6 protein-coding genes are annotated in these 11535 nt (G+C 32.6%); all 6 read left to right on the top strand.

Features of this window, described 5'->3' with window-relative positions; genetic code table 11:
* Positions 1-259 precede the first annotated feature (259 nt).
* The 6 genes from HNP99_RS11750 to HNP99_RS11725 all read left to right on the top strand — a co-directional run bounded on the left by HNP99_RS11750 (position 260) and on the right by HNP99_RS11725 (position 11426).
* Entirely contained in the window at positions 260-1828 is a 1569-nt protein-coding gene (locus HNP99_RS11750) for a type I restriction-modification system subunit M (RefSeq protein ID WP_173853581.1), read from the top strand.
* Entirely contained in the window at positions 1812-3023 is a 1212-nt protein-coding gene (locus tag HNP99_RS11745) for a restriction endonuclease subunit S (RefSeq protein WP_173853580.1), read from the top strand. Before HNP99_RS11750 ends, HNP99_RS11745 begins: the two co-directional genes overlap by 17 nt.
* A gap of 34 nt (positions 3024-3057) precedes the next feature.
* Positions 3058-6189: a metallophosphoesterase gene (locus HNP99_RS11740; RefSeq protein ID WP_173853579.1), complete on the top strand. Its 3132-nt coding sequence runs from the start codon at positions 3058-3060 to the stop codon at positions 6187-6189.
* A 326-nt stretch (positions 6190-6515) separates the two neighbouring features.
* On the top strand, positions 6516-7241 hold the full coding sequence (locus HNP99_RS11735) for a DUF6088 family protein (RefSeq protein ID WP_173853578.1): 726 nt from the start codon (positions 6516-6518) through the stop codon (positions 7239-7241).
* Positions 7226-8236 carry a nucleotidyl transferase AbiEii/AbiGii toxin family protein gene (locus HNP99_RS11730; RefSeq protein ID WP_254596858.1) on the top strand — a complete coding sequence of 337 codons (1011 nt, stop codon included), beginning with the start codon at positions 7226-7228 and terminating at the stop codon, positions 8234-8236. The genes HNP99_RS11735 and HNP99_RS11730 overlap by 16 nt, the downstream gene beginning before the upstream one ends.
* A gap of 1 nt (position 8237) precedes the next feature.
* On the top strand, positions 8238-11426 hold the full coding sequence (locus HNP99_RS11725) for a type I restriction endonuclease subunit R (RefSeq protein WP_173853577.1): 3189 nt from the start codon (positions 8238-8240) through the stop codon (positions 11424-11426).
* Positions 11427-11535: the final 109 nt, after the last annotated feature.

Genomic DNA, 11535 nt, shown 5'->3' with positions numbered 1-11535 from the left:
CAAGCTAAAAGACATTAATCTAATTCAAACGGATTTAAAAATGGCTTTAACGCACCAAATTGTGGAAAACCGTAAGCAAAAACAAATTTATCAGCTTAGTTTTGGTTTTAGTAATAATGAACCTATTACAAATCACTCCATGAGTTTTTTATGTAATACATTATAAAGCTGTTCCGTATTTGAATAGGTTATTGTGTTTTAAATCCTATTTTTACCAGTAAATCAATTAACGTAAAAGCATAACAGCAACTAATTCATAATGGCAAAACTAGTAAAAGCAAAAAAAGAAAAATCAATAGAAGAAACCCTATGGGACTCAGCAAATAAACTCCGTGGAACAGTAGAATCATCAGAATACAAACACGTAGTACTGGGGTTGATCTTTCTAAAATTTGCCAGCGATAAATTTGAAGAACGTCGCAAAGAATTGATTGAAGAAGGCAAAGAGAAGTTCATCGAGATGAAAGAGTTTTACAACATGAAAAACATCTTTTTTTTACCTGAAGAATCTCGTTGGTCTTTCATTATACAAAATTCCAAACAAAATGATATTGCCTTAAAGATTGACACCGCTCTTCATACTGTAGAGAAAAACAATCCTGCTCTTAAAGGTGCATTGCCAGACAATTACTTTTCCCGTTTAAATATGGATGTGAGTAAACTAGCAGCTTTACTAGACACCATTAATAACATCGACACTATAAAAGACAAACAACAAGACATTGTAGGTCGTGTGTATGAATATTTCCTAAGTAAGTTTGCCCTTGCCGAAGGAAAAGGAAAAGGCGAATTCTACACCCCAAAAAGCATTGTGAATCTAATTGCTGAAATGATAGAACCGTACAAAGGCGTAATCTATGATCCCGCTTGTGGTTCTGGTGGTATGTTTGTGCAATCGATCAAGTTTATCGAAAACCACCACGGAAACAAAAAAGAAATCTCCATTTACGGACAGGAATATACGGCTACGACTTATAAACTGGCCAAAATGAACCTTGCCATTCGGGGTATTGCAGCTAACTTAGGCGATGTTCCTGCTGACACTTTTGGTCGTGACCAACATCCGGACTTAAAAGCCGATTACATTATGGCCAACCCCCCTTTTAACCAAAAAGATTGGAGAGCCAGTGACGAATTGATAGATGATCCTCGTTGGAGAGGGTATGACGTCCCTCCTACCTCAAATGCCAACTACGCATGGATTTTGAACATGGTAAGCAAACTTTCTGAAAATGGTGTGGCTGGATTTATCTTGGCCAATGGTGCCTTGTCAGGTGGTGGCGATGAATACAAAATTCGTAGAAAACTAATTGAAGATGATTTGGTAGAAAGTATTGTGATTTTGCCCCGATCTATGTTTTATACTACTGATATTAGTGTAACGCTTTGGATTTTGAATAAAAACAAAAAAGAAAGAACGGTTACTCTACCCGATGAAACGAGAAACTATCGTAACAGAGAAAACGAAATCTTGTTTCTGGATTTAAGAGAAAAAGGAATTCCGTTCGAAAAAAAATACACCCAATTTTCTCCAGAGAATATTATCGAAATTACCCAAGCCTATCACAATTGGCAAACCGATTTAAACAAATACAATAACGTAGCTGAGTTTAGTTATTCTGCGACTTTAGATGAAGTAATTGCTAAGGATTTCTCCTTAGTACCTAGTAAGTATATTGAATTTATAAACCGTGACGAGAACATTGATTTTGATGATAAAATGAAATCACTTCAAATTGAATTCTCTGAATTACTACAAGCCGAAGCCCAATCCAAAAATGATTTATTAACCGTTTTCAAAGAATTAGGTTATGGGATCGAATTATAAGCGATTAGGTGATTATATACAAGAAGTAAATATTCGTAATAAAGCGTTGATTGAAGCTCCTTTGATGGGAGTAAGTATCAAAAAAGTACTGATGCCTTCTATTGCTAACATTATTGGTACAGATATGTCAACCTACAAATTGATTCAAAAAAATCAATTTGCTTATGGCCCAGTTACTTCAAGAAATGGTGATAAAATATCTATTGCTTTATTAGAAGAACACGATCACGCAATGGTCTCTCAAGCCTACACAGTTTTTGAGGTCATAGATAATAATGAACTACATCCTGAATATTTGATGATGTGGTTTCGCCGACCTGAATTTGACCGTTACGCACGTTACATGTCACACGGTAGTGCACGAGAGATATTTTCATGGACTGAAATGTGCGATACTTTATTACCAATACCTTCTCCAGAAAAACAACTTGAAATTGTAAAAGAATACAACACCATTCAAAACCGCATTCAACTTAACAACCAACTTATTACCAAACTCGAAGAAACCGCACAAGCTATTTACAAACAATGGTTTGTGGATTTTGAGTTTCCTGATGAAAATAACAAACCATATAAAAGTAATGGTGGGGAGATGGTTTTTTGTGAGGAGTTGGATAAGGAGATTCCTGTGGGGTGGGAAATGAAACCTTTTACTTCTGTTGTCAAATTGAGTGGTGGTGGTACACCGAGTACAGAAGAAATAGAGTATTGGAATGGAAGTATACCATTCTATACACCAGGAGATTTAGTGCAAAATTATTTCACTATTTATACTTCAAAACATATTACTGCATTAGGATTACAAAAATGCAGTAGTAAATTGTATCAAAGAAATACAACATTTGTTACGGCAAGAGGAGCGACTGTTGGAGGAGTTAGTCTAGCAGGTGAACCGATGGCAATGAATCAAACCTGTTACGCCATAATCAGTAATGACTCTTGTTCTTTTTTTGCACATCAATTGACTTTGCAAACTATACAAAAATTAAAGAAAGAAGCAACTGGAGCTACATTTGAAGCACTTGTGACCAAAGACTTTGATGGTTTTTTAGTTCTACAGCCTGATAATTTCTCTATGATAACATTTGAAAAAATAATTACAAACTTATACCAATCGATGTTGATAAAATCAAAACTAAATCAAAAACTTGAAGAGCTGAAATTTTTATTATTAGCTAGAATGACGAAAGTATAATAATTAAGCCACAGAATAATACATTTATAAAATCATGATACGAATATTACATTTAACAGATTTTCATCTAAATAAAAAAACATTAAAAGATTGGGATGATTTTTTGAAAGAAGCTTTCTTTAAGAAAATTGAAGAACTACAAAGTGAAAGACCTATTGATTTAGTTTTATTTACTGGTGACATGATAGATAAAGCTGGATTGGATTTCAAAGAAAAAGACGACCTTATTTCTCCAACCACTAAAGCATTTGATATATTTAAAAATCAAATAATAGATCCGATAATACAAAAATTACATCTCGACATATCAAAGTTTATTATTTGTCCAGGAAATCATGATATAAATAGAAATGCTGACAAAATTTATAATGAAAGTGGTTTGAAAAATCACTTAAATTCAATTGATTCAATTAATGCATTTACAAATTTGAATGACGATGATTATGATGGAATCCAAAGAATAAAGGATTACAAAGATTTTGAATTTAAATTATACAATGAAGTTGATGACAAGCTTCACTCAAAGTTTAAATTTTCTATTAAATTAAAAATCAACGGAAAATCTATTGGAATTTCCTCCTTAAATTCCTCGTGGAGATGTTACGATGACAATGATTTTCAAAACCTTCTTATTGGAGAAAATCAAATTAATGACAATTATAAATTCATAAAAGATTGTGAAGTGAAAATTGCATTAATGCATCATCAATTAGATTGGATATCAGAAATTGAATCGAAAACTGTTAAAGGTCATATAACTCAAAATTATGACTTAATCTTTAGTGGTCATGTACATCAAACTGATGTAGAATATGTACAAAATTTGACAGGTAAAAGTCTTAGGTTCGTATCTCCCTCAGGATTAAATAATATTAGACAAACTGATAGCAATTTCACAAATGGATTTAGTGTCATTGATAATGATGAAAAAAATAATAAATGTCATTTTTTTAAGTATGTTCATATCAATAGAATGTTTGTTGATAATACTGATGTCTGTGATAAAGGAATTTTAGAAATTAAAATTGACTCAACAAAAGTTTTAAATCAAGTTGTAGATATGAAGTCTATGGTTGAAGATGAGTTTTATGATTTTTTAAAAGATAGCGGTGCAAATTTCACCCATAGAAGTAAAACATTAACCCTTGAAGATATATATGTGCCTCCTTTTATGGAGCAATTTAGTTTAAGTGATGATGAAGAAAAAGGGTCATCAGTTAGATCAGAAGATGTTCTAAATAGATTCAACAGGAAGGAGGTCGATCATACGATAATATTAGGAGAAGAAAATAGTGGAAAAACATCTTTTTGTAAAAAAATATACCTCAATTCTTTAGCTTTACAGAATACAGTTCCAATCTTTATTAAAGGACGTGATATAAAAAAAACGACTATCGCTGATATATTAAAATTAATCAAGAAGGAATTTAGAAAGCAATACAAAGAAGATATTAATTTAGATACAAAGGATTTAGTTATAATTATTGATGATTTAAATAACTGTAGGCTTCCTCAAAAAAGTAAAAAGAATTTTATTTTAAATCTCTATTCTCTTACTTATCAAACTGTAATTACTTGGGATGAATATTTCACATTAAGTGAGCTGCTTGAATCTCAAGTTACAACTATTGAAGTATTCGAAATACTGAAATTTAGTGGAAAAAAAAGGTTGGAATTGATTAGAAAATGGATTGATTTATTAGAAGACGAATTTGAAGATGAACAATCTAAGGAATTTCAAATAAAAGAATTAGCAAAAATAGTAAATGCTGTTATAGGCAAAAATTTAATCCCTTCACTTCCTATATACATATTAACAATCTTACAAGCCAATGAACTAACCAGTACAACAAACTTTGAACAGAGTACTTTTGGTCATTATTATGATGTATTAATTAAATCTGCACTGGGGCAAAAAATTAAAGCTAATGCTGAAATAGAAAAATATTACTCCTATTTAACAGAATTATCATTTTGGCTTTATGAGGAAAAAACTATTGAAATAGATGAGGGTAATTTTATAGAATTTCATCAATTTTTTATTAAAAAGTATAGTATTCAATTTAGTTTTCGGGAAGTTTCTGAAATCTTAGAGAACTGTAATTTAATTCATAAAAATGGGGTCATGTATAAATTTAAATATAAATACATTTATTTTTATTTTATAGGCAAGTACCTTTCTGATAATTTAGAAGACGAGTTAATTCAAAACAAAGTAACTGATTTATCTAATAAATTATATCAGACCGAAAGTGCTAATATTTACATTTTCTTATCCCATCATAGTAAATCTAAATTTATAATAAAACAGATTTTAGAGAGAGCTAGAGAATTGTTCAAAGAGGAAAACATTATAAAATTTAACGATGACATTAAAGCAGTAAATAATTTAATTGAAAGAACAGTTGTTAATATAGATTTTAATGGTAAAGTCGAAATACTAGAAGCAGAAGATGACAGCGTAGAAATTGAAGTCATTGATGAAAATAATAATGATCTCAATGATGAAATAGACAGCATCTCAAATGTTAACAAAGCTTTTAAGACTATCGAAATTTTAGGTTATATTATTAAAAATCGATATGCTTCATTAACAGGAACTGATAAATCTGATCTAGTAGAAGAATTGTACAAATTGGGATTACGTTCTTTAACTTTCTTATTTAGGACACTCTTGGGCGGTGAAGAGTATATTAAAACTGAAATTATTGACTTAATAAAAAAAGACCCTAACGGCTCCCTGACAGTTCGCGAAAGAGAAGAATTAGCGAAACAATTTATGTTCAATTTATTATACATGGTTTCATATTCAATATTTAAGCGTATTTCATCTTCTATTGCATCTAAAGACTTGGAAATTACATTTAACGATGTAAGAACTAAATTATCAGTTTACGATGATGGTAAAAAAAATAATGCAATATCTTTAATAGACATTGCCGTAATATTTGAGTACAGCAAAACTTTTCCAGAAAAAGATGTAAAACGTATGACTGAAGATCTAAAACACAACCCTCTTGCATTCCATATTCTTCGCCGTCTAGGACTTAATTTTATGAGAATGATTCCGATGAAGGAACAAGAGCAGCAAAGAGCAGGTAATTTGTTAGATATTTCAATGAAAAGCCAAAGATTAATTGGTGGAACTTCATCAATTCGAAAATAGTAATTTAGTTTTTCAATATTTATTAATAAGTAAAAATATTTCATAGTAAAATATAGCGTACACCAACAGCCCGTAGAAACCTTATTGAGGTAGATAAAATCTGGCGATATCGCCATACCTAAAATAGTAGAAGAATAGCATGAATATAACTCGTTAGTTTTTGCGACAAGAAACAAAGAGAGGATGGGGGTTATTTAACTTTGATTTATCAAAGTTAAATAACCCCACTCAAATAACCTAAATAATTATAATATTATTGTAAAAAATGTCCAGTTTTTTATATAATAAACTGGACAAAAGTATATATTTGTAGTAAATAAACAAGCATGAAAACCACTGACTACATAACAGTTACTATAGACAGACTCCCAAGAGGGTACGTTTTCACCTATGCTGACTTTACTAATGAGGTGAACAAAAAGGAAGCCGTAATAAAAGCCTTGAATCGCATGGCGGTTTCGGGTAAAATCGCAAAGTTAGCCAAAGGGAAATATTATAAACCCGAGCAAACTGTTTTTGGCAGATTGCAGCCCAACCAATTTCAAGTGGTGAAAGACTTGCTTGAAGATGATGGAAAAGCAATTGGGTATCTTACAGGGTACAGTATTTTTAATGAATTAGGTTTGACTACGCAATTGAGTAATACCATTCAGATTGGCAGAAACGAAATTCGTCCTGTGCTACAGCGAGAACAATACACCATTAAATTTATCAAGCAAAAGAATACTATTAATAAAGAAAATATTCCATTGCTACAGCTTTTAGATGCGATACGTTTTATCAAGAAAATACCTGACTCTACTATCGCTTCCGCCTGTTTGCGTTTGCTATCACTATTAAAAAAACGAAGCGAAAAAGACATGGCCACTATGGTACGCTTGTCTCAAAAATACCCACCATCTACAAGAGCTTTGTTAGGGGCGCTACTAGATGAAGCAGGAATTTTTCAATACCAAGAAGCATTACGAAAAAACTTGAATCCTATTACTACCTATAAATTATCAGGTGTTGCTTCTATTTTGAAAACTACTCAAAAATGGAATCTAATATGAGACTACACGATAACGCTACACTATTTAGACAATCCATTGCCTTTACAGCGCAAGAGATGGGTATATTGCCCATTTATGTAGAAAAAGACTATTGGGTTACGTATGTACTTCATCTTATTTTTCATGATACAATTGGAACAGAAACCGTTTTTAAAGGTGGAACGGCTTTATCAAAATGTTTTGGTTTAATTGAACGATTCTCTGAAGATATTGATTTAGTAGTTTTAAAACGAGAAGATGAAGGTGGAAATCTACTCAAGAATAAATTAAAAAGTATCACCAATCTAGTTGGAACAAAATTAACTGAAATTGATGAAGAAGGTATTACACATAAAGTGGGAATGCTTAGAAAAATCGCTTATAGTTATCCAAAAACCGTTACTGGAAAATATGGGCAGGTTCGAGAAAATATTATAGCCGAAGCTACATGGCTAGGGAGATATGAACCTTTTCACAAAACTACTATCTCCTCTTATATTTTCACAATGATGGAAAAAATGGGACAGTCACAACTTGCAGAAGAATATGACTTATTTCCTTTTGAGGTTGAAGTACTACACGTAAATAGGACTATTTGTGAAAAGATCATGAGTTTGGTTCGGTTTTCTTATGGAGAAGATCCAATCACTGACTTGCAAAACAAAATTCGTCATACTTATGATTTACACCAATTATTAAAAGTCCCTGCAATTATAGAATTCTTTGAAAGCCCCGCATTTGAAGAAATGCTTTCACTTGTTGGGCAAGATGATGTTACTAGTTTTAAAAATAATAATCAATGGTTAGCCTATCACCCTAAAGAAGCTATCCTATTTCGTGAGACCGAAGAAGTATGGAAACAATTAGAAACTACATATACCAATGATTTTGCTAATCTTGTATACGGAACACTACCAAGCAGCGAAGCGATCTTAGTGTCGCTTATTAAAATTAGGGAAAGAATAAAAAGTGTAAAGTGGAATATTATAATTCCTGAAAAGGAAGAAAAAGAATAACATGAAATTCACCGAATCAAAATTAGAGGAAGCGTTTATAAGTTTACTACAAGAAGAAGAAATGACTCATCTTGTGGGTGCGCAAGTACGCCAAACAGAATATCAAGGAACGTCAGAGCCTGAGACTGTATATGGGCATATAGTAAGTGAAAAGGTGCTCATTATCGAAGATTTAAAAGCGTACCTAAGAACTAATTATGCTGTCGAAAAGATTACCGAAAACGAAATCGATTCCATAGTTAGGGATTTAGAGCGACTCCCCTCTTCTGATTTATACGAAACCAACAAAGTCATTATGAAAATGGTGTGTGATGGTTTTTTACTGAAACGAGAAGATCGTAGCCAAAAAGATTTCTATGTACAACTTATAGACTATTCTGAGGAAGATAAGAACACCTATAAAATTGTTAATCAATTAGCGATCAAAGGCTATGAGATGCGAATTCCTGATTTGATTTTGTACATTAATGGTTTGCCATTAGTCGTTTTCGAATTCAAAACCGCTATTCAAGAAAACACTACAATTCATGATGCCTATAAACAATTAACTACACGCTATAAAAGAGACATTCCTGAATTGTTTAAGTACAATGCTTTTTGCGTGATCAGCGATGGAGTAAATACCAAAGCAGGTTCGTTCTTTGCACCTTATGAATTCTTTTATGCGTGGCGAAAGATTGAAGGCATGATTAAAGAGGTAGATGGTATCGATGCCATGTTTACTCTTATCCAAGGAATGTTCAACCGTACTAGATTACGAGACATTATTCAAAATTTTATTTATCTACCCGATAGCTCCAAGAAGAATGAAAAAATTGTTTGTCGTTATCCCCAATATTATGCAGCAACAAAATTATTCGAAAATATAAAAAATCACCAACGTCCAGAAGGTGACGGAAAAGGTGGAACTTATTTTGGTACTACAGGTTGTGGTAAAAGTTACACGATGTTATTTTTAAGTCGCTTATTAATGAAAAGCACTTATTTTGGTAGTCCTACCATTATTCTAATAACAGATAGAACAGATCTAGACGATCAATTATCTGGACAATTTACCAACGCCAAAGGATTTGTAGGCGATGATACGATTGTTAGTGTGGAAAGTCGCTCTAATCTACGTGAATTATTACAAGGCAGAAATAGCGGTGGTGTGTTTCTGACTACCATTCATAAATTTACAGAAGATACCAAACTGCTAACGGATAGAACTAATGTCATTTGTATTTCGGATGAAGCGCACCGAAGCCAAACGAATCTAGATCAGAAAATAAAAGTCACCGAAAAAGGCGTGACTAAAACCTTTGGCTTTGCTAAATATTTACACGACTCTCTTCCAAATGCAACCTATGTTGGTTTTACAGGAACACCGATTGATGCTACAATTGATGTTTTTGGTGAAATAGTCGATGCTTACACCATGACCGAATCGGTAGCCGATGAAATCACGGTGAGAATTGTTTATGAAGGACGTGCTGCCAAAGTATTGCTGAACAATCATAAACTTCAGGATATTGAAAATTATTACAATCAATGTGCCGAAGACGGAAGCAACGAAAACCAAATTGAGGAGAGTAAAAAAGCCATGACGCAAATGAATGCAATCATTGGTGATCCTGCTCGTTTAAAAACCGTTGCCGAAGATTTTGTAAACCACTATGAAAACAGGATTGCAGAAGGCGCAACTGTAAAAGGTAAAGCAATGTTTGTTTGCAGCAGCCGTACAATTGCATTTGAACTCTATAAAAACATTACCGCTTTAAGACCTGAATGGGCAGAAATTAAAATCTCTGATGGTACAGTGGAAATAACAGAAAAAGAAAAGAAAAAAATCAAACCTTCCCAACGTATCAAAATGGTCATGACCAGAGGAAAAGACGATGAGGAAGAAATGTATAATTTACTAGGAACAAAAGACGACCGTAAAGAAATGGATCGCCAATTCAAAAACGAGAAATCAAATTTCAAAATAGCTATTGTAGTTGATATGTGGTTAACAGGTTTTGATGTTCCTTTTTTAGATACGATGTACATTGACAAACCGATACAAAGACACAATTTAATTCAAACGATTTCTCGTGTAAACCGAAAATATGAAGGAAAAGAAAAGGGACTTGTAGTAGATTATATCGGAATAAAAAAACAACTGAATTTAGCTTTGGCCATGTACAGCAAAGCAGACACAGATAACATTGAAGACATAGAGGAATCTATTGTAGTTACTAAAGATCAGTTAGATCTATTGAATAAGTTGTTTCATAAGTTTGACAAAACAAACTATTTTAGTGGTTCTCCACTAGAGCAATTGCACACACTTAACAAAGCGGTTGAGTTTGTGCAGTTAACACAAGACTTAGAAAAAAGATTCATGTATATCGTAAAGCGATTAAAGTCAGCTTATGATATTTGTTGTGGTAGCGGAGCTTTCAAAGAAACTGAACGTGATACGATACATTTCTATTTGGCAGTTCGTTCGATAGTGTTCAAATTAACTAAAGGCGAAGCACCAGACACAGCTCAAATGAATAACCGAGTGCGTCAAATGTTACAAGAAGCTATTGAAAGCAATGGTGTAGAAGAAATTTTCAAACTTGGAGAAGACAATCAAACGGAAGTTGATATATTTTCAGATGATTACATGGCTAAGATTGACAAAATCAAATTGCCAAATACTAAAATTAAACTGCTTCAAAAATTATTAGCAAAAGCAATTGATGACATTAAGAAAATTAACAAAATCACAGGAATCGATTTCTCCAAAAGATTACAAGCTATAGTTGACCGTTACAACGAACGTAAAGAAAGCGATGTATTGAATAGTGAAGTGCTAGAAGAATTCACGGATGAAATTATCGACTTGTACTATGCGCTTAAAAAGGAAAAAGAATCTTTCAAAGATTTAGGTATCGACATTGAAGAAAAAGCGTTTTACGACATTTTGAAAGCTTTGGCTAAAAAATACGATTTTGTCTATCCCGAAGACAAACTACTTATACTTGCTCAAAGAGTGAAAGATGTGGTGGATGATTTAACTAAATACACCGATTGGAGCAAACGCGAGGACATCAAAGCGGAATTAAAAGCAGATCTAATAGTTCTCCTTGCTGAAAATGGCTATCCTCCCGTAGATAGAGATGAAATCTATAAGGAGATTTTTGAGCAGGCAGAGAATTTTAAGAAGTACGCGAGATGATTAATATGCTTTTCTTTTAAAGATATATAGTTTTCAATAATCCTATTATAGATTTATGATCACTTAAATAGAAAATTTTACATAATCTCAATTGATCTCAAGATCTCTT

The organism is Flavobacterium gelidicaeli, from assembly GCF_013294005.1.
Lineage (GTDB): Bacteria > Bacteroidota > Bacteroidia > Flavobacteriales > Flavobacteriaceae > Flavobacterium.
The sequence above is the reverse complement of the archived record's forward strand: the minus strand, read 5'-3'. Positions and strand labels throughout refer to the sequence as shown.

Excerpts from the sequence above, each read along its gene's own strand:
- HNP99_RS11750 (WP_173853581.1), top strand. The coding sequence starts at position 260 with ATGGCAAAACTAGTAAAAGCAAAAAAAGAAAAATCAATAGAAGAAACC.
- HNP99_RS11725 (WP_173853577.1), top strand. The coding sequence starts at position 8,238 with ATGAAATTCACCGAATCAAAATTAGAGGAAGCGTTTATAAGTTTACTA.
- HNP99_RS11745 (WP_173853580.1), top strand. The coding sequence starts at position 1,812 with ATGGGATCGAATTATAAGCGATTAGGTGATTATATACAAGAAGTAAAT.
- HNP99_RS11735 (WP_173853578.1), top strand. The coding sequence starts at position 6,516 with ATGAAAACCACTGACTACATAACAGTTACTATAGACAGACTCCCAAGA.
- HNP99_RS11730 (WP_254596858.1), top strand. The coding sequence starts at position 7,226 with ATGGAATCTAATATGAGACTACACGATAACGCTACACTATTTAGACAA.
- HNP99_RS11740 (WP_173853579.1), top strand. The coding sequence starts at position 3,058 with ATGATACGAATATTACATTTAACAGATTTTCATCTAAATAAAAAAACA.